Source organism: Gracilibacillus alcaliphilus (genome assembly GCF_016909015.1).
GTDB lineage: Bacteria > Bacillota > Bacilli > Bacillales > Amphibacillaceae > Gracilibacillus > Gracilibacillus alcaliphilus.
This window is the reverse complement of sequence record NZ_JAFBFA010000012.1, coordinates 77,162-97,438: the sequence shown is the minus strand read 5'-3', so window position 1 is coordinate 97,438 and position 20,277 is coordinate 77,162. Positions and strand designations below refer to the sequence as shown.

16 protein-coding genes are annotated in these 20,277 nt (G+C 37.8%); all 16 read left to right on the top strand.

Annotation, left to right across the window (positions count from 1 at the left end; all coding sequences use genetic code 11):
* The first annotated feature begins 275 nt into the window (after positions 1–275).
* Complete coding sequence (locus JOD18_RS10935; protein ID WP_204669064.1) at positions 276–1,229, top strand: ABC transporter permease; 954 nt, start codon at positions 276–278, stop codon at positions 1,227–1,229.
* A gap of 15 nt (positions 1,230–1,244) precedes the next feature.
* Entirely contained in the window at positions 1,245–2,144 is a 900-nt protein-coding gene (locus tag JOD18_RS10930; protein WP_204669063.1) for a carbohydrate ABC transporter permease, read from the top strand.
* 86 nt (positions 2,145–2,230) lie between these two features.
* Positions 2,231–3,838 (top strand): extracellular solute-binding protein, encoded by a 1,608-nt coding sequence (locus tag JOD18_RS10925; RefSeq protein ID WP_239588065.1) that lies wholly within the window; start codon positions 2,231–2,233, stop codon positions 3,836–3,838.
* Positions 3,839–4,012: 174 nt separating this feature from the next.
* Positions 4,013–4,837: an amidohydrolase family protein gene (locus JOD18_RS10920; RefSeq protein WP_204669061.1), complete on the top strand. Its 825-nt coding sequence runs from the start codon at positions 4,013–4,015 to the stop codon at positions 4,835–4,837.
* 74 nt (positions 4,838–4,911) lie between these two features.
* Entirely contained in the window at positions 4,912–6,570 is a 1,659-nt protein-coding gene (locus JOD18_RS10915; protein ID WP_204669060.1) for a glycoside hydrolase family 43 protein, read from the top strand.
* Positions 6,571–6,879: 309 nt separating this feature from the next.
* Complete coding sequence (gene fucU, locus JOD18_RS10910; protein ID WP_204669059.1) at positions 6,880–7,314, top strand: L-fucose mutarotase; 435 nt, start codon at positions 6,880–6,882, stop codon at positions 7,312–7,314.
* A 279-nt stretch (positions 7,315–7,593) separates the two neighbouring features.
* Positions 7,594–9,966 (top strand): glycoside hydrolase family 95 protein, encoded by a 2,373-nt coding sequence (locus JOD18_RS10905; RefSeq protein WP_239588064.1) that lies wholly within the window; start codon positions 7,594–7,596, stop codon positions 9,964–9,966.
* Between the two features lie 176 nt (positions 9,967–10,142).
* Complete coding sequence (locus tag JOD18_RS10900) at positions 10,143–10,739, top strand: type 2 periplasmic-binding domain-containing protein (RefSeq protein ID WP_204669057.1); 597 nt, start codon at positions 10,143–10,145, stop codon at positions 10,737–10,739.
* 269 nt (positions 10,740–11,008) lie between these two features.
* The gene (locus JOD18_RS10895; protein WP_204669056.1) at positions 11,009–11,953 is read left to right on the top strand and encodes a bile acid:sodium symporter family protein; all 945 of its coding nucleotides are present in this window, start codon (positions 11,009–11,011) and stop codon (positions 11,951–11,953) included.
* A 435-nt stretch (positions 11,954–12,388) separates the two neighbouring features.
* Complete coding sequence (locus JOD18_RS10890; protein ID WP_204669055.1) at positions 12,389–13,417, top strand: alpha/beta hydrolase family protein; 1,029 nt, start codon at positions 12,389–12,391, stop codon at positions 13,415–13,417.
* 38 nt (positions 13,418–13,455) lie between these two features.
* Positions 13,456–14,451, top strand: coding sequence for a hydroxyacid dehydrogenase (locus tag JOD18_RS10885; protein WP_204669054.1), 996 nt, complete (start codon positions 13,456–13,458; stop codon positions 14,449–14,451).
* 15 nt (positions 14,452–14,466) lie between these two features.
* Positions 14,467–15,237, top strand: a complete 771-nt coding sequence (locus JOD18_RS10880) for a sugar phosphate isomerase/epimerase family protein (protein ID WP_204669053.1) — start codon at positions 14,467–14,469, stop codon at positions 15,235–15,237.
* A gap of 183 nt (positions 15,238–15,420) precedes the next feature.
* A complete protein-coding gene (locus tag JOD18_RS10875; RefSeq protein ID WP_239588063.1) occupies positions 15,421–16,905 on the top strand; it encodes an alpha-L-fucosidase in 1,485 nt (494 codons plus the stop codon).
* Positions 16,906–17,033: 128 nt separating this feature from the next.
* The gene (locus JOD18_RS10870; RefSeq protein WP_204669052.1) at positions 17,034–19,406 is read left to right on the top strand and encodes a glycoside hydrolase family 95 protein; all 2,373 of its coding nucleotides are present in this window, start codon (positions 17,034–17,036) and stop codon (positions 19,404–19,406) included.
* A 209-nt stretch (positions 19,407–19,615) separates the two neighbouring features.
* Positions 19,616–19,765: a hypothetical protein gene (locus JOD18_RS10865; RefSeq protein WP_204669051.1), complete on the top strand. Its 150-nt coding sequence runs from the start codon at positions 19,616–19,618 to the stop codon at positions 19,763–19,765.
* Complete coding sequence (locus JOD18_RS10860; protein WP_204669050.1) at positions 19,743–20,258, top strand: GNAT family N-acetyltransferase; 516 nt, start codon at positions 19,743–19,745, stop codon at positions 20,256–20,258. The genes JOD18_RS10865 and JOD18_RS10860 overlap by 23 nt, the downstream gene beginning before the upstream one ends.
* The last annotated feature ends 19 nt before the right edge of the window (positions 20,259–20,277 follow it).

Genomic DNA, 20,277 nt, shown 5'->3' with positions numbered 1-20,277 from the left:
ATTTTTTCTTTTGCCCTGTAATAATTTCTTCCGAATGGTATCGAAAATAAGAGGAGAAATTGTCCTTGCCATTCAGGAGAGGCTATACACCGCCTTACTGTTAGTAGCTTGGAGAAGCAACATAGAAGGTACCTTTGATCGGAAAATGTACCTTTTTTGAATATATGAAAATTTCTAAGATTGTACCTAGCTAATGAACTTGTCTGTTTGCAGTTAGTTATAACCATGTTAAATTTTCTGTAAGCGTTTCCTTTATGGAAGAGGGGGTAAATGAAATGGAGCAATCACTTGATCAATCTAAAGAAATAAAAAAGGTAACACAAAGGCATTTAGCAAAAAGAAGTTTTCAGAGGCATTGGCAATTGTATCTTCTTATGATGCTGCCAGTATTGTATTTTGTCATTTTTAAGTATATACCAATGTTTGGCGCAGTCATTGCTTTTAAAGACTACAATGTAGTTCAAGGAATTATAGGAAGCCCTTGGGTTGGTTGGAAGCATTTTGAGAATTTCTTTAATAACCCGGTAGCATGGGATCTAATTAGAAATACCTTTTTATTAAGTGTTTTTCAATTGGCAGTAACTTTTCCATTGCCAATACTGTTGGCATTATCGCTGAATGAAATAAAAGATGGTATTTTTAAACGTTCAGTACAAACGCTAACATATGCACCTTACTTTATTTCTACAGTTATTATTGTATCCATGCTAATTCTGATGCTTTCCCCAAGGACTGGAATTGTGAATGACTTGTTAGGATTGGTAGGGATTGATGCCATTAACTTTCTAGGACAGGCTGATATGTTTAGGTCTATCTTTGTTTGGTCGGATGCTTGGCAGGTTACTGGTTATTCAGCGATTATTTATTTGGCAGCACTTGCTGGTATTGATAGACAACAATACGAAGCTGCCAAAATTGATGGTGCTTCCAGGTTACAAAAGATATGGAATATTGATATCCCGGGGATTATGCCAACAATTGTTATTATCTTAATTTTAAGTGTAGGTAATCTAATGGCAATAGGGTTTGAGAAAGTATATCTGTTACAGAATCCTTTAAATTTAAGCACCTCTGAAATTTTACAAACTTATGTTTATAAAATGGGGATTATTAACGCTAATTTTAGTTTTGCTACTGCTGTTGGGTTATTTAACTCCATCATTAATTTGATCTTGCTGGTTATAGTTAATTCAGTAGCTAAAAAGATTTCAGGTAATGGACTATGGTAGAAAGGGGTTAGATTGATGAAAAAGAAAAAAAGTACTATTAGAGAATCTTATAATGATAGAATTCTTTTAATACTGATCTATTTTTACTTGAGCGTTATTACATTAGTAGTCCTCTACCCACTTGTTTATATAGTAAGCGCTTCGATAAGTAGTCCAGAAGCAGTAACAGCCGGACAAGTGTGGTTGTGGCCAGTCGATTTTTCACTTGAAGGCTATAAAGAAGTTTTGAATAACTCAAGTGTTATGAGAGGATTTAGAAATTCCATTCTCTATACAATCGGTTATACGTTTATTGCTGTTTTTCTCACTATAATATTTGCATATCCATTATCCAGGAAGAATTTCTATGGTAAAAAAATTCTAATGATTTTTATTCTTTTTACTATGTTATTTTACGGAGGTTTAATCCCTGAATATTTAGTAGTCCAACGATTAGGAATGCTTGATACACCATGGGCAATCTTAATACCAAAAGCGATTGCAGTTTGGCAAGTTATTATAGCCAGAACATTTTTTCAAGCAAGTATTCCAGAAGAATTAGTAGAAGCTAGTGAAATGGATGGTTGCAGCAGTATAAAATTTCTTTGGCATGTTGTTATACCATTATCGAAGCCAATTATTGCAGTGCTTGCTCTAATGTATGCAGTCTTTCAATGGAACAGTTATTTTGATGCCATGATCTTTTTAAGAACAGAAGATCTATTCCCTTTACAATTGGAATTAAGAGAGATTTTAATAACTCAAACCCAATCAGGAGGGAATCTAGATATTGCGGAACAACAGAGAAGACAACAATTGGCTAATTTAATGCAATATTCTTTAATTGTGGTATCTAGTATACCCGTCTTGATTATTTATCCATTTGCTCAAAAGTATTTTGTCAAAGGAATGTTACTTGGTTCTGTTAAAGGTTGATGAAATCCGGATATTTGAGGAGGTGATCAAAGAAGTAATCTACAGTTTGTTTAAAGTCTATTTTAAATAAAGGGGAGTGAATGGGAATGAAAGGAATAAAATTTCTTATTGTAATGTTTGTAGCCCTACTTATTATAAGCGGATGTGACTCTGGAGAAGAAACAGATCAAGATAGTGATGGAGTGACAAATATGTCAGTGTTTATGCCTAAGAGTGACACCATGGATTTAGAAACTAATTCATTTACTAAATTTGCAGAAGAAGAATTTGGTATCAACTTTACGTTTCAAACAACATCTTATGATTCTGCGGCAGCTCAAGAAAGAAGACAAATTTCATTAGCTAGTGGGGACTATCCAGATGTGTTCTTTTTAATCAATTGGGTAGATAGTTTTGAGGCAAGTGAAGTATTAAGGTATGGAAAGCAAGGGGTATTAATTCCATTGAATGAGTTGATAGAAGAACATGCACCAAATTTATCTCAATTATTAGAGGAAAATGATGAATATAGAAGAATCGCCGTAGCACCTGATGGAAATATATATGGTGTTCCTCAATTTGAAGAATGCTTTCATTGTACATGGTCAAATAAAATATGGATAAATACGGAATGGTTAGAGGAATTAGGGTTAGATATGCCAACTACACATGAAGAATTTAAGGATGTGTTGATTGCTTTTAAAGAACAAGATCCCAATGGGAATGGACAGCAAGATGAAATTCCATTAAGTGGATCAGCAGCGACTATTTACGAATCGATTATTCCATTTTTAATGAATGGTTTTGTATATGATGATGCACGATCTAGATTGCTGGTAAATAATGGTCAAGTTGATTTTGCTCCTGTAACAGAAGGATGGCGAGAAGGTCTGGAGTATATTCATTCTTTATATGCTGAGGGTTTGATTGACTCGGGTGCTTTTACACAAAATAACGATGCGTATCGTCAACTCGGTAATAATGCTGACGATGTGATCTTGGGAGCGGGAGCTGCACCGCATCCTAAGACCTTTATAGATAATGAAAATGAATATGATTTTAATCCTCTTCCACCTTTACAGGGACCAAATCATCAATATGCAGCATATACTTACCCTGTATTTAATAATTCTACATTTGTGATTACTAATAAAGCAAGTGAAGATGTGCAAATTAAAGCAATCCAATTATTAGATTACATGTTTACAGAGGAAGGATCCACTCGTGCTCATTTTGGAGTGGAAGGAGAAGATTGGGTAAAACCGGAAGATGGGGATCTGGCGATTAATGAAGAGGTGGAACCAATTTTAAATCAATTGCATCCAGAAGATCCCACTAATAACTCATGGGGTGCAAGTGCACAATTTTTCCAGCCGAGAGAGTATAGAGATGGATGGGTACAAGCTGAAGACATATATACGGATGAAGGCTATGAACGTCGCCTTCAAGAAGCCACATATTTATACGAAGGTAAAGAACCAAGAGAACAGTTTCCTTATTGGGCAGCATGGTATCCAGAAGAAGTTCAAGATGAATATGCTACTTTATCTACAAATATTTTAGATAATGTGGAACAGAGTGCAGTTCGATTTATAACAGGTGAACTAAGTTTAGAAAATGACTGGGATGATTATATTGCAGGACTGGAATCTCTTGGTGTAGACAGGTATATTGAACTCAACCAAGAAGTTTATAATAATTATTTAAGTGAATAATAGATCTATAAGTCAATACATGAATATTTTATAGTACAATTTCCATTGTTAGATGATTTATTATAAATGGTGTTAACTTCAACATGCCAAAACAGAAGGTGTTTTGGCATGTTTGAACTATTGTTTGGAAAACTTTTAATTCATCTAATATCATATCGAAAGGCGGGAGTATACATGCGAATAGATGCACATCAACATTACTGGCGAATAGGTCGCGGAGATTATGGATGGATTACGCCGGAGATAACCGAGTTATACCGTGATTATCAAGAAGAAGATCTGCTTCCTCATCTGAAAAAACATAAGATAGACCAAACTATCACCGTACAAGCAGCACCAACCATAGCTGAAACAGAATATTTATTAAAATTAAGTGAAGAAAGCAGCACAATAGCAGGTGTTGTCGGATGGGTAGATTTAGAAGAAGAAGACTATAGACAACAACTAGATAGGCTTAGACAGCATCCTAAGTTTATTGGAATCCGAGTTATGATTCAAGATATGCCTGATGCAACTATTATTGAAACAGAACCATATTTAGAAGCTTTTGCTTATTTGGAGAAGTTAGATATACCTGTTGATTTACTGGTTCGCTCTGATCAACTAACTTCCTTAATTAAAGTTTTGGATCAAGTTAAGCTGCGCGGAGTTATTGATCATATATCCAAACCGAATATAGCAAAGGGAGAACAAGAACCATGGATAAATCAAATGACAACTATTGCAAGTCACCCGAATATTTACTGTAAAATATCAGGGATGGTTACAGAGGCAGAGCATAAGAATTGGGAGACCGAACAATTCAGGCCATATGTGCAGCATATAATCGATGTTTTTGGCGCGAACCGAGTTATGTATGGCAGTGATTGGCCGGTATGTTTACTGTCGGCTAGCTATGATGAGGTATATCAATTGGTAGTAGATACGTTACCAAATGAATTAGAGAAAGATGGAATATTTGGTGGAAATGCATGTGAGTTTTATAAAATTGGTGAGTGATTAAAAATAAATGGTTGTATTAGTAGCAGATGTTAATAATTCATTTATTCATTCTGAGGAGGGCAATTTAACAAATGATTAAGTTGCAAAGTTCTACGACTGAAATTTTTGATCAAGGAAATTATCATGGAAATTGGGGCGACTTAGGAGATGGAACATATAATAATCCAATTCTTCCAAGTGACTATTCAGATCCTGATATTATTAGAGTTGGACATGACTATTTTTTAATTACTTCTACATTTCAATTGTCACCAGGAATAACCGTGTTATACTCAAACGATTTAATAAATTGGTCGATAATTAATCATGCGGTAAGGGATTTAACACAAATTCATGCTCGATATAATTGGGACAAAATGGACGGTTACTCTAGAGGTATTTGGGCTCCATGTATCACGTATAATAAGAAAAACCAAACATATTATATTCATTTTGGAACGCCGGATGAAGGATTTTTTATGGTTAAGACAAAAGATCCATTTGGACAATGGAGTAATATAAAAAAAGTAGAGAAAATAGATGGAAGTAATTTTCAGTTTGGATGGGATGATTGTACAGTTCTATGGGATGATGATGGGCAAGGTTATTTTTTAGGTACGAACTTTAGTAATAATTATCAGTCATGGCTTTTTAAATTATCAGATGATGGAATTACTCTGCAAGATAAAGGGGTTATGATACATTGTACGAATGATAAGTATGATGTCCAAGAGTATTTTCCGGAAGCAAATAAACTTTTCAAAAGAAATGGTGATTACTATTTTTTGCATAATGGCTGTTATTTTGTGAATAAACAACCTGTACGAATGGCTTGGATGATGAAGTCTAGTTCAATTTATGGTATGCATCATAACAATAGTTATGGTACTTACGATAATCCAGGTGAATATGAACACATATCTTATCCTATAGTGGAAGGTTATCGCGAGCCATGTCAAGGGAATATTGTGGATGCTATAACAGAGAAAGGAGTAAAATGGTATTTTTTCACGCATCATGGTCAGAATGGACCGGATGGAAGACCTTGTAGTTTATTGCCTATTCATTGGGAAAATGGGTGGCCAATAGTTCAGAGTGCCAAAGAAAAAGGAAGAATGATCTGGAATAATTTAAAAAAACCTTTCTCTAAAACTTTAAGAAAAGTTCCTGATAGAAGTGATAACTTTCAATCTAATAAATTATCCTTTCAATGGTTATGGAACTTTCAACCAAGAGACAGCATGTGGTCTTTAGAGGAGAGACCAGGGTTTATCAGATTGTACGCGTTTAAGCCTTTTTTTAAGGATAAAATTGAGACAGCAGGTAATACATTACTGCAAAGAAACTATAGATATGAGAAAAACACTGCTATTGCTAAAATGGACCTATCTGGACTAGAAGATGGCCAAAATACGGGGATGGTTCAAATGGCTGGTAGTTTATATTGTGGTATAGGTATCTCTAAGCATATCGATAGCACATATATTAAATTTTTCTCCAACAAAAAAACCTATCGTATTTGTGAAATAAACGTAAAAGATAATATTATTTTGTTTAAATCAGATTGGAATTTTCAATATTTATGTAATTTTTCATATAGTGTAGATGGTGTGGATTTTAAAGAGTTGGAGGAAGGTATAAAACTAATTGGAAATGATTATATGGGAAGCTATATAGGTTTCTTTAACTACAATAATAAAGAGGAAAAAGGCTATGTTGATATTGAATATATAGCTATAGAAAGCAGCTGATTTTTTACCACTCATAATCAAACAAGTTACATAGCTATGGAAAATATATTGCTTTGTAATATTAAAAACAGAGAGCTTGAACTTATATAATACAAAATCAAGAGAACGTGAGTTATGTGTAACACAGTTATTTAAAAAAAGGAAATAAAATGTGTTCAATTAGGTTGAGACTAGGTTACTACCATGAGTGAAGTATATGAAGTTTAATAGGTGTGAAAATTTATTATCTACAATAATATAAAATATGGATACTAACTATGATTATTTTATGACGATACTGTTAAGTTATTACAGAGGGGAAGTAATAATATGTTGAAAAAAATACCACAATCTTTATCACCAGAATTAGTAAAGGTATTGATGGAAATGGGACATGGAGATGAGATCATATTAGCGGACGGAAATTTTCCAGCAGCCTCCCATGCAAATCAACTTGTACATTGTAATGGTTTAATGATTCCTGAACTGCTGCAAGCCATCTTGGAACTGTTTACACTCGATACGTATACAAAGTGTCCTGTTGTATTAATGGAAGTCGCAACTGGAGATAATTATACTCCGGAAATATGGGATACATATAGAAGAATTTTAGAAGAATCTGAAGAGGAAAATATTAATATAGAGCAGTTAGAACGTTTTGCTTTCTATAAAAGGAGTAAGAAAGCATATGCAATTGTAACAACTAGTGAAAAGTCATTATATGCAAATATGATTTTGAAAAAAGGAGTTATTGTGGAGAGGTAAAAGGAGTATGTTGATATGATCAAGTTTCTTTGTCGATAACAAATAATATATAGTAAAGATGAATTTAATAAAATATTGAAAAGGACGAGAAAAAGCTAGAATAGGTTTTGAAACAATCTTGTTGGATTTTTAACACAGAGTCAATAGACTAACTATCTCTAAGATTCATTTGTGCAAAAAAATATAAAGTTACCTGAAATATAAGAATAAGGTTATTAAAAATGTAAACGTAAACAATATGAAAAAGTTAATCCTAGACAAAAACGAGGAGCCATGTTAATGAAATTACACTATAACCAAGCAGCAATACACTGGACAGACGCATTGCCTATCGGCAATGGCCGAATTGGGGCAATGATTTTTGGCGGGATAGGAAAAGAAGTAATCCAGTTGAATGAAGATTCTTTGTGGTCTGGTTTTCCAAAGCAAGAGAATAATCCACAAGCAAAGGAAATATTACCAGCAATAAGGGAAGCAATTCGGCAACAGGATTTTGATAAGGCAGATCAATTAGGAAAGGAAATGATGGGCCCTTATACACAGTCTTATCTGCCATTTGGCAACCTTTATCTCCAATTGGAACATGGGGAACTGGCACATAATTATGAACGAGGTCTAGATTTAGAAACAGGAGTAAGCTATGTTCAATATGATATCGGAAATGTCTCGTATACAAGAGAAGCTTTTGTCTCTTACCCTGATCAAATCATGGCTATTCATTTGCAGGCAAATAGACCAAATAGTTTGAGTTTACATCTTAATATGGATAGTTCACTTCGTTATCAAACCAAAATCGATGGGAACGATTTATTACTGGAAGGAATAGCGCCTGAACATGTCGCTCCTAACTATTGCAAACGAGATAATCCAATTGAATATGGAGAACAACAATCGATTAAATTTTCTGGAAGGACAATGATCACCCATGACGAAGGTGTCATCAAAACCAATCAAAATGGTATTCATTTAGATGGAGCTAATTCGGCTACTATACTATTCAGTGCGGCAACTAGTTTTAATGGTTATGATCAGTCACCAGCAACAATTGGTTATCAAAAATTAGCAGAACAAACAAAAGCAGTACTTCTGTCATTGCGAAATCACTCATATGAAGCTATCAAACAGCGTCATGTAGAAGATTACCAGCGACTGTTTGACCGAGTAAGCTTAAAGATCGAACAGGAACAAAATTATCATTCATTGTCTACAGATCAAAGAATTAAAAAGTATGGTGTGGAGGATACAGGATTAGTTGAATTACTTTTTCAATATGGCAGATATCTAATGATTGCCAGTTCACGTCCGGGGACACATCCGGCGAATTTACAAGGGATATGGAATGCTTCTACGAGACCACCATGGAGTAGTAATTATACATTAAATATAAATGCAGAAATGAACTATTGGCCAGTGGAAATAACCAACTTAGCCGAATGTCATCAACCTTTACTTGAACATATTGAGCGATTGTCTGTCAAAGGGAATGCTACTGCGAAAACAAACTATGGATTGGAAGGGTGGGTAGCCCATCACAATACAGATATTTGGTGTCAAACCGCTCCAGTAGGTGATTTTGGAGAAGGTGATCCAGTATGGGCGATATGGCCTATGGGGGGAGCATGGTTATCACAGCATCTGTGGGAACACTATAGCTTTGGTCAAGATATCAATTATCTGCGCGATAAAGCATACCCAATTATGAAACAAGCAGTACTTTTTTGTAGAGATTGGTTAATAGAAGACGAGGAGGGGTACTATATAACATCACCATCTACTTCGCCGGAACATAAATTTCGTTATGGGAATGGCACCTATGCCATTAGCCATTCAACAACGATGGATATGGCTATTATATGGGATCTCTTCACCAATTTTATCGAAGCAAGTGAGCGGTTAAAGATGGAAGAAGATCTAAAAGAAGAAATAAATGCTATTAGAAATAATCTTTACCCTATGAAGGTAGGCAGACACGGGCAGTTACAAGAGTGGTATGAAGATTTTGAAGATGAAGATAGATATCATCGTCATGTATCACATTTATTTGGAATTTTTCCTGGAAGACAATTAACATCAAATCATGCAGAGGAATTTTATCAAGCAGCGAGAAAGTCATTAGAACGACGAGGCAATGGTGGTACTGGATGGAGTTTAGGATGGAAAGTAGCATTATGGGCACGTTTTAAAGATGGAGAACAAGCCTTGCAATTAATAGATAATTCCTTACAATTAGTTGATGCTGTCGATCTTGTAAATTATCAAAAAGGCGGCGTGTATAGTAACCTATTTGGTGCGCACCCACCATTCCAAATTGATAGCAACTTTGGTGTAACGGCCGGAATCGCAGAAATGCTTTTGCAATCTCATGATGGTGTATTAGAATTTTTACCTGCTCTGCCTAAGCAGTGGTCGAAAGGGTGTGTAACAGGGCTGCGAGCGAGAGGAGGAGTAGAAGTGGATATTACTTGGGAAAATGCCAAAGTAAGCAACGTTACTCTGCGTGCTTGTGTAGATAATAAGGTATATATAAATAAGCAAATGCAGGTAGAAGAGTATGAATCTAGTAAACAAATTCCATGTTCAGCTTCAAATAATGAGGCATACTCTTTTCAGGCTTTGAAAGATAAAACATATCGTTTAATACCATTGAGTTAACTGAAAAGAAATACATTATATTAATTCAGCTTGGAAATAATGCAGAAGATGTTATTTTAGAGGCTGCAGCAGCACAGCATCCAAGAGAGTTTATCGATAACGAAAATCAATATGATTTTGATCCTATTGAGCCTTTACAAGGGCCAAATCAGCAATATGCTACGTACAACTATCAAGTGACCAATGGAGCTACTTTTGCTATTACTAATAAAGCAAGTGAAGAAGTCCAAATCAAAGCTATCCAGTTATTAGATTATATGTTTACGATTGATGGGATGATCCGTGCCCAATTTGGAATTGAGGGAGAAGATTGGATTGAGCCTGAAGAAGGAGATATAGCACTTAATGAAGAGGTCGAGCCAATTCTAAAAAGGCTGGAGTCTGAAGAGCCGCTAAACAATGGCTGGGGAGCTATTGCTCAATATTACGAACCAAGAGAATTCAAAGAAGGGCAAGTACAAGCAGAAGATATATATACCGATGAAGGATACGAACGAAGGCTGCAAGAAGCAACATATTTATATGAAGGGAAAGAACCGGAAGAAACGTTTCCTTTCTGGGCCATATGGTACCCAGAAGAGGTACAAGATGAATACGCGACTTTATCTACAAATATTTTAGATAATGTGGAACAGAGTTCCGTTAGATTTATAACAGGTGAACTAAGTTTAGAAAATGACTGGGATGACTATGTTGCAGGCCTGGAATCATTAGGAATAGAAAGATATATAGAAATTAATCAAGAAGCGTATGATAACTATATGGCTGAATAGAAAATAAATCCGGCTTTCTAGCCGGGTTTATTCTACATACTACAGAGAAGGTTTGTGAATAAGTTTGATCTGTATCTGTTTTATTGGATGTATTTACCAATTTTTAATACCCCAACATCGATGGCTAGATGGTGTGACAAAAGAGATCAATAAAAATCAAACTATCTAGACGTGGTGCATACTTTTTTGATATGATAAGGAACGGTATGAATAAATTGTTAGAATATTTGAACAGTTTCATCTGTTAAGAAAGATATGGGGGATTTCGATTGAAAGTCTTAGAACGAATTAGTACATTCGCAGGTAATACATTTGCGATATGGGTTGTTTTAATTGGTGTTGTTAGTTTCTTCTTCCCGAGCGGATTTACTTGGATTGCACCACAAATTAGTATCTTATTAGGAATTATTATGTTTGGGATGGGCTTAACCCTTACTCCGCAGGATTTTAAAGGTATATTAAAGTCACCAAAAAGTGTATTTATTGCTGTGATTGCTCAATATACAATTATGCCTATAGTAGCTTATGCATTAGTGAAAATCTTTCAGCTGCCGCCAGAGATTGCGGTTGGTGTGATTTTGGTAGGGTGCTGTCCAGGAGGTACCGCCTCTAATGTTATGGCTTATTTGGCAAAGGGGAATACGGCACTGTCTGTATCTGCAACTACTGTTTCTACTCTATTGGCACCAATAATCACTCCGGCATTAACCTTATTGTTTGCAAGTGAATGGATGGCTGTATCCTTTATGGAAATGTTCCTTTCGATTGTAAAGGTTGTACTTGTGCCAATTATTGCAGGCTTTATTGTGCGGATGTTGTTTCGTGAACAGGTGGAGAAGAGTATTACTGTCTTACCGCTTATCTCTGTAATTGGTATTGTGGCTGTAGCGGCAGGAGTAGTGGCGATCAATACAGAGGCCATTGCAACCTCTGGTTTACTAATTTTTGTGGTAGTTATACTTCATAATCTGTTAGGATTAATATTAGGTTTTCTATTAGCAAGGGCATGTAAGCTTGATTTCGCTTCTCAAAAAACGGTTACGATTGAAGTAGGTATGCAAAATTCAGCATTAGCTTCGCAGCTTTCTTTAGCATTTTTCCCTGCCAGCGCGATAGCTGCTGTTCCAAGTACGATATTCAGTATATGGCATAATGTATCTGGACCGATACTAGCGACTTTCTGGTCGAAGTATCATGAGAAAACTGGGAAATAATAAAGTAAGACGGTTCATAGTGAATCGCAATAGCAATACGTAGTAAAAAGCGTCTATTAAACAATTGAAATAGGCGCTTTTTGTATATCGTCATTCCTTATTTAAAAGCACTGCTGCAACATTATTTAGAAATAACGGATACTATAATGGCGGTTGGTAAATTTTTTTAAAAAAAGATGTTTTTGTTTGTAGAAGGGTGGTTTTTTGCAATTATTGAACGTTTTCAGGTAACTTTCTATACCTTTACTTTAACTTAAATTTCCTGTAATTATAATAAGTTACATTATGTCTTTTGCTTTTTTTACGAAAACTTACCAAATGAAAGCGATATCCTTGCATTTTAATGTCTATCTCCCATAAAATACACAGTAAACTAGTTTAAGAGGTTTTTTTTGAACATAAAGTTTAACAAAATTTCTGGAAGAGGTGGCATAGGTGAACAAAATCGATCAATTATTTGACCAGTTCTATGATCATGCATATGAAGAGACTGTCAAGGCAGTCGGTCCGGCAGAACGCCGAACGATATTAACGAACACATTGCACAAACTGTTGGGCGATTTCTCTTACTTAGATGATACACGAATTCCGTTTAAGACAACCTCTGTTGATACTAAAGTATTTGAGACATATCAAAGAGAGCTGGTTACTTTGTCCATTACAGAATTGATTGATATCAAGATGTATATTCTGACACCAGCTACAAAGAAAGCGGTCTATCCATCTGTCCTTGCTGTTCATGGTCATGGCTATGGAGTGAATGAAGCGGTAGGTTTAACGAAAGATGGGCAAGCAGAAGAATCGACCATTCATCATCAATTTGCTGTTCAATTAGTTGAACAAGGCTTTAAAGTGTTTGTGCCTGAAGTCATCGGATTTGGTGAACGGCGGTTAGATAGAGATATCAAGGCCGGAAATGTGAATTCTTGTGAAGCGATGGCAACCAATCTTTTACTGGAAGGAAAAACACTAGCAGGGTTAAGAATTTGGGAGGCACAGCGAGTACTTGATTATATGGAGGAAGCAGATCAAGTAGATAAAGAGAATCTGGCGATAATGGGCTTCTCAGGCGGTGCCCTGATCTCTGCCTATACCTCTGCTTTAGACAAAAGAGTAAAAGCTACCGTATTAACTGGTTTTACGAACACCTTTAAAGGCAGTATTATGGCTATGCACCATTGTATTGATAACTATATACCCGGCATGCTGAATTCCGCCGAATTACCAGAGTGGATTGCATTGATAGCGCCGAGAAGTTTATTTATTGAATCAGGAGAGGAGGATCCGATTTTTCCGAGTCAATATACGCGAGAGGCGATCGAAGAAATACAAGAACATTACCATAGCTGTCCAGAGAAATTTAGTTATGATATTTTTCCAGGTGCTCATGAGATCAGCGGCAGAAAGGCCTATAATTGGTTGAAAACCCAGCTGATAGACTCCAGCGTGAAGCACGAAATATAGTTCCCTGTTTTTAATTTTTTTATAAAAAGGAGACCATAATGAAAAAAGCAATCTTTGTAATGAATCAAGATACCTTTGAACTTGTTTATCCCTCTTTTATTAGGGAAGAGATAAATAATCTAGTAAACATAGCAGCTGAACCGATGACTCAGGCAGAGTTAAGACAAGACTTATCGATATTGCAGGATGTTGAAATCATTATTACGGGATGGGGAGCGCCTGCTATTGATCAAGCGTTATTAGATCATGCCCCGCAGCTGCAGCTCATTCTTTATGGTGCAGGTTCGATTAAAGCCATTGCTAAGGACGAAGCATGGGAAAAGGGGATTCGCTTTACTACAGCTGTTGTCGCGAATGGACAGCCTGTCGCAGAATTCACGTTGTCACAAATTCTGTTTTGTTTGAAAAATGGCTGGCAGTTTGTGCGAGAAATCGAATCAAGCAGACAATTTCCGCCAAAACCATTTGCGGTTCAAGGAGCATTTAAAAGTAAAGTAGGTTTGATATCACTTAGTACAGTGGGGCGGCGCACGTTAGAATTATTGCGTCCTTTTGATATCGAGATCTTAACATATGATCCGTTTGTGACCAAGGAGGAGGCGCAGCAGTTAGGAGTTACATTGTGTTCTTTAGAAGAGCTGTTTCGCCAGGCAGATGTTGTTTCCTTACATACACCATTGCTGCCGCAAACCATCGGCATGATTAAAAAGGAACATTTTCAATTGATGAAGCAGGGAGCAAGTTTTATTAATACTGCAAGAGGCGCCATTGTAAGGGAGCAAGAGATGATCAAGGTGTTAGAAGAAAGAACAGATATTACGGCTGTCCTGGATGTAACAGATCCTGAACCGCCTGAGGCTGATTCTTTGTTATATCAATTAAAAAATGTCGTGATTACACCGCACTTGGCTGGAAGTGAAGGAGCAGAATGTGCTCGAATGGGTGCCTATATGCTGGAGGAACTGAAACGATACCTTCAAGGGGAGCCCCTGAAATGGGAAGTAACGCAGCAGCAGTTTGTGAACATGGCATAGGAAAGGAGTGGCAAGATGAAGTTAGGTCTATGTTCGGTAACCTTTCGTGATAAGGATCCGAAAGAGATTGTTACATTAGTAAAACAGGCAGAACTAGACGCTATTGAGTGGGGGGCAGATGTGCATGTCCCTGTTGGTGAGTTAAGAACAGCGAAAGATGTAGGGGAATTAACAAGAGCAGAGGGATTGCAGGTCAGTTCTTACGGTTCTTATTATCGATTAGCGGATTACGGTGTCAGCAGTGACTCATTTACGGATGTACTGCAGACAGCGAAGGAACTGGGCGCTCCTGCCATTCGGGTTTGGGCAGGGGTAACAGGCAGTGAGAAGGCAAGTGATGATTATCGGGCAGAGGTAGCGGCAGATGCGCGCAATATTGCTGACTTGGCTGCCAAAGAAAATATCACGGTGCACTTAGAATTTCATGGCAATACGCTGACAGATACCAAAGAAAGCGCTCGAAAGTTAATGGAAGAGATCGCTCACCCAAACGTATTTACTTACTGGCAGCCCTCTAATAACGTAGATGTGGAAGAAAGACTTCAGAGTATTGATTTTGTAAAGCCATGGATTACTAATGTGCATGTTTTTTACTGGTATTCATTTGATGACCGTTTAAACTTGGCCGATGGTTTTCAGGAATGGCAGCAGTATTTGCAGCAAATCATGCAAGACGGGAAAGATCGTTATTTGTTAATGGAGTTTGTCAAATTTGATGATGAAGATCAATTTTTAAAGGATGCGGAAACACTGCATCAATTAAGGCAACAGCTTACCAAGGCATAAACAGGCAGTGAAAAAAAAAGCTTATCTTTATAGTTGTTTTTCACTGCTAAGCCTCAAAGTATGTTATGATGTTATCGATAACAACTATGAAGAAACGTCTTTTTGTAAACGGTTTCTAGGTAGTAAGCTTCCTCAAACTATTTACCTAGAAATAGTAATAAATGAAAAAGGAGAGATAAGTAAATGACCGTAAATTCAAGTGATATGCAAGCTTATTTGAAGGAAATCACAAAAGTAATTGAAAAGGGGCCATTTGAGGCGACTTGGGATTCGTTGTTCCAGATGAAGGTACCCGATTGGTACCGCGATGCGAAATTCGGCATCTTTATTCACTGGGGTGTCTATACGGTGCCTGCCTTTGGCAGTGAATGGTATTCACGCAATATGTATATACAAGGATCACCTGAATTTGAACATCATCTAGCTACCTATGGGCCACACAAGGAATTTGGTTATAAAGATTTTATTCCTATGTTCAAAGCGGAAAATTTTGATCCGGAGGAGTGGGCACAATTATTTAAAGAAGCGGGTGCCCGTTATGTAATGCCTGTAGCTGAGCATCACGACGGATTTCAGATGTATCACAGTGATATTTCCGAATATAATGCCAGTAAGATGGGTCCAAAGCGTGATGTGCTCGGGGAGTTGGAAGAAGCCGTCTCAGACAAATCGATTACATTTGGTGCATCATCTCATCGGATTGAACATTGGTTTTTTATGGGGCATGGAAAAGAATTTGACAGTGATATCAAAGAACCTTTACAACGCGGTGATTTTTACTGGCCGGCAATGAAGGAATATGGAACCCATGATTTGAATAGTCCGTCACCTACACAAGAATTTTTAGAAGACTGGCTGATTCGTTCTTGTGAGATTGTGGATCGCTATCGTCCAAAGGTTTTCTATTTTGATTGGTGGATACAGCACCCAGCTGCAAAGCCATATTTAAAACAATTTGCTGCCTATTATTATAATCGTGCGGCTGAATGGGGGATAGAGGTAGCCATCAATTATAAGCATGATGCCTTTATGTTTAATACAGCTGTCTTAGATATTGAACGTGGTCAATTTGCAGAACAGAAGCCATACTTTTGGCAGACCTGTACATCGGTTGCTACCAACTCTTGGAGCTACACCGAAAACAATCATTATAAAACAAGCTATAGCTTGATCTGTGATCTAGTTGATATTGTCAGCAAGAACGGCACCTTGCTCCTAAATATTGATCCAAAGGCAGATGGAACCATTCCTGATCAAGATAGACAAATCTTATTAGAGATTGGCGAATGGCTGAAAGTGAATGGAGAAGCAATCTATGGCAGTAAGGTTTGGCGGAAATTTGGTGAAGGGCCTACAGGTATTGAAGAAGGGCAGTTTACTGATGGGGAAGTCAGACAATACACTTCTGAAGATATTCGTTTTACAGTGAATGGATCTTATTTATATGCGACAGTGCTTGCTTATCCTGCAAATGGTGAAGTCACTATCAAATCTTTGGCAGAACAAGATGCCTCCAAACTCCCCCATTTTCATGGTTTAATTAAGGATGTTACCATTTTGGGAACAGACGAGAAACCGGAATGGAAGCGTACAGCTGCAGGCTTAGAAGTGCAGACTCAACAAGTGCAGTCTGATAAACCAGTAGTATTGAAAATAGAATTGGATTAATCGCTAAAGGAAGAAAACAAGGAGCACTTGACCTTGTTTTCTTTATTTACAAAATCTAAAAAAGCTGATCTATGATAGACTTTAAACAGAAAGTGTATAAATGATTTCGCTGGGAAAGGAGCAAGATAATGATGAAACTTCAATACCGTCAAGAAGCAGCACGTTGGACAGAGGCATTGCCAATCGGAAATGGCCGTATAGGTGCTATGGTGTTTGGCAAAATTGAACAGGAACGGATTGCTTTGAACGAAGATACTTTATGGTCAGGACCGCCAAAACAAGATAATAATCCAAAAGCACAGAAGGTATTAACGGCTATCAGAGAGGCCGTCCGCCAGCAGGACTTTGGGAAGGCTGATCAATTAGGAAAAGAAATGATGGGGCCATATACACAAACATACCTGCCATTCGGCAATCTTCTGCTGCGTCAAGAGCATGGTGACATCGCTGATCATTATAAAAGAAGTTTAGACTTGGAGACAGGAATAAGCCATGTCCATTATCGTATTGGTGATATTGCTTATACAAGAGAGGGATTTGTTTCTTCTCCTGATCAAGTCCTGGTGCTCCGTTTAGAAGCCAACAGATCAAATAGCTTAACGTTGCATCTGCAGATCGACAGTCCACTGCGCTATCAAACGAAAGTAGAGGCGCAGGGGATTGTGATCGAAGGGGTCGCTCCTGAACATGTAGCTCCGAATTATTGTAATCGTGATCAACCGATTGTATATGGAGAAGGGAATGCGATCAAATTTTCTGGAAGAGTAGCTATTATGCATGAGCAAGGGAAGCTGACTGTGGATCATGACGGTATCCATTTATATGGAGCTGATTCGGCAACCATATTATTTGCTGCGGCAACTAGTTTTAGAGGATTCAATCAGACGCCGGATACTAGTTATCTGGAATTAGCTAAGCAGACAAAAAGACATATATCAGCAGCACTGGAACAATCCTATCAGGTATTAAGGCAGCGGCATATAGAGGATCATCAGCATCTGTTTAATCGTGTGGAATTAAAGATAGATGAGGGCACAGTTGATCCGGATCTGCCGACAGACCAGCGAATTAAGCAGTATGGTGCAAGGGACACAGGATTGGTGGAATTATTATTTCAATATGGACGCTATTTGATGATCGCAAGTTCTCGTCCTGACACACAGCCTGCTAACTTACAGGGAATATGGAATGCTTCCACCAGGCCGCCATGGAGCAGTAACTATACCTTAAATATTAATGCCGAGATGAACTATTGGCCGGCAGAAACAGCTAATTTGCCAGAGTGTCATCAGCCGTTTTTGGAATTAATTGAACATTTAGCTGTAAAAGGAAGAGATACCGCAAAAATAAATTATGGTGCAAATGGCTGGGTGGCGCACCACAATACAGATATTTGGTGTCAAACCGCTCCGGTAGGTGATTTTGGTGAGGGCGATCCCGTCTGGGCATTATGGCCGATGGGAGCGGCATGGTTAGCCCAGCATTTGTGGGAACATTATGCCTTTAGTGGTGATGACAATTATTTGCGTGAAAAGGCATACCCGATTATCAAACAAGCTGTGCTTTTTTATAAAGACTGGCTGATAGAAAATGAGCAGGGTTATTATATTACCAGCCCGTCCACTTCGCCGGAGCATAAGTTTCGTTATCAGAATGGAACCTATGCAACCAGCCATTCGGCGACAATGGATATGGCTTTGATTTGGGATCTGTTTAGTAATTTTATTGAAGCGACCGATCAATTACAACAGGATGATGATTTACAAGGGCAGATCAAAGAAATCAGAAATCGACTCTATCCGATGAAAATTGGAAAGTACCAACAATTACAGGAATGGTATGACGATTTTGAAGATGAAGATATCTATCATCGTCATGTGTCCCATCTGTTTGGCGTGTTTCCTGGCCGACAGTTAACACCGCATCATGAACCGGCATTTTATCAAGCAGCACGAAAATCATTAGAACGGAGAGGAAATGGCGGCACCGGCTGGAGTCTTGGCTGGAAAGTTGGCTTATGGGCCCGTTTTAAAGATGGGGATCAGGCTCTTGAATTGCTGCAAAATTCATTGCAATTAGTCAATGAGGCTGATCCAGCTAATTATCATCAAGGTGGTGTTTATGCCAACCTTTTTGGCGCACATCCACCATTTCAGATTGATAGTAATTTTGGTGTAACAGCGGGAATTGTTGAAATGTTGTTACAATCTCATCAAGGTTTTCTGGAATTTCTGCCGGCCTTGCCTACAAACTGGCAGAACGGCAGTGTGCGAGGTTTACGGGCCAGAGGCGGATTGGAAGTAGATATAGTATGGAAACAGGGCAGCGTCAGCTTCGTTATGCTGACGGTAGCGACAGATCAACCGGTATATTTGGCGGAGGCGATGCATATTGAAGACCAAAAGACAGGTGAGGAAGTTGCCGGTCATTTGTCTGAACAAGAGCATTATCGTTTTACACCTGTGAAAGGCAGAAAATATCGTTTAACGCCAATGTCTTAAAGAGGATGTTCAAAAAGTCCGAAAAAAATGACACGGCGAATTTCTACGTTGGCGGTAGGGGTACTTCTACTAAGCTCACCCACATCGTGTGGGTAACGCAGAAGTCAACACATCCTGTGCAAGTCCGCTACTCACGTATTAAAAGCATACGTTCCGTGGCTCAAACCACGCCGCCTTGGACTTTCGACGTACAGGATGTGCTAGTAACGGTGTTGCAACACGATGTTGCGAACTTAACCGATGAGGGACCTTTCACCGAACTTTTTGAACACGCATTTACATTGCTTGCTGCAAAATTCGCCGGTTTGGAAACGGAAATAGAAAGCGGGGATAGTTATGGCTGGAGAAATTCTGGTTAGATCAGTTGAAGAAAATGAGAAATCCGTCCTTCGACAGCTAATGGAATTGTATGCGTATGATTTTAGTGAATTTAATGGAGAAGATGTAAATCAGTACGGATTTTATGGCTATCGCTTTTTGGATCATTATTGGACTGAATCTGGCAGGTTTCCGTTTTTTATTTTAGTGGATAATACACTTGCTGGATTTATATTAGTTAGTGACCATTGTTATGTATTGAATGAAGCTAACTCACATTCCATAGCAGAGTTTTTCATTATGCGTAAATATAGAAAGGCCAGAATTGGTTCTAAAGCGGCTTCGTTGATCTTTAAAAGATTCACGGGTTATTGGGAAGTGCTTGTACATCCTGAAAATCACGCAGCTAATCAGTTTTGGCGAGAGGTAATTGGAGAATTTACAGCTGAAAATTATCGGGCAACAGAGGTAACGAAAGATGGTTGGACAGGAACAGGATATCTTTTCTCAACAAAACAGTGTGGAAAGGATTAACAATAGGTAATAAATAAAG

What these genes read in the sequence shown, in the direction of transcription:
- JOD18_RS10935 (WP_204669064.1), top strand. Translation starts at nt 276, where the DNA reads ATGGAGCAATCACTTGATCAATCTAAAGAAATAAAAAAGGTAACACAA.
- JOD18_RS10930 (WP_204669063.1), top strand. Translation starts at nt 1,245, where the DNA reads ATGAAAAAGAAAAAAAGTACTATTAGAGAATCTTATAATGATAGAATT.
- JOD18_RS10925 (WP_239588065.1), top strand. Translation starts at nt 2,231, where the DNA reads ATGAAAGGAATAAAATTTCTTATTGTAATGTTTGTAGCCCTACTTATT.
- JOD18_RS10920 (WP_204669061.1), top strand. Translation starts at nt 4,013, where the DNA reads ATGCGAATAGATGCACATCAACATTACTGGCGAATAGGTCGCGGAGAT.
- JOD18_RS10915 (WP_204669060.1), top strand. Translation starts at nt 4,912, where the DNA reads ATGATTAAGTTGCAAAGTTCTACGACTGAAATTTTTGATCAAGGAAAT.
- fucU (WP_204669059.1), top strand. Translation starts at nt 6,880, where the DNA reads ATGTTGAAAAAAATACCACAATCTTTATCACCAGAATTAGTAAAGGTA.
- JOD18_RS10905 (WP_239588064.1), top strand. Translation starts at nt 7,594, where the DNA reads ATGAAATTACACTATAACCAAGCAGCAATACACTGGACAGACGCATTG.
- JOD18_RS10885 (WP_204669054.1), top strand. Translation starts at nt 13,456, where the DNA reads ATGAAAAAAGCAATCTTTGTAATGAATCAAGATACCTTTGAACTTGTT.
- JOD18_RS10880 (WP_204669053.1), top strand. Translation starts at nt 14,467, where the DNA reads ATGAAGTTAGGTCTATGTTCGGTAACCTTTCGTGATAAGGATCCGAAA.
- JOD18_RS10875 (WP_239588063.1), top strand. Translation starts at nt 15,421, where the DNA reads ATGACCGTAAATTCAAGTGATATGCAAGCTTATTTGAAGGAAATCACA.
- JOD18_RS10870 (WP_204669052.1), top strand. Translation starts at nt 17,034, where the DNA reads ATGATGAAACTTCAATACCGTCAAGAAGCAGCACGTTGGACAGAGGCA.
- JOD18_RS10860 (WP_204669050.1), top strand. Translation starts at nt 19,743, where the DNA reads ATGGCTGGAGAAATTCTGGTTAGATCAGTTGAAGAAAATGAGAAATCC.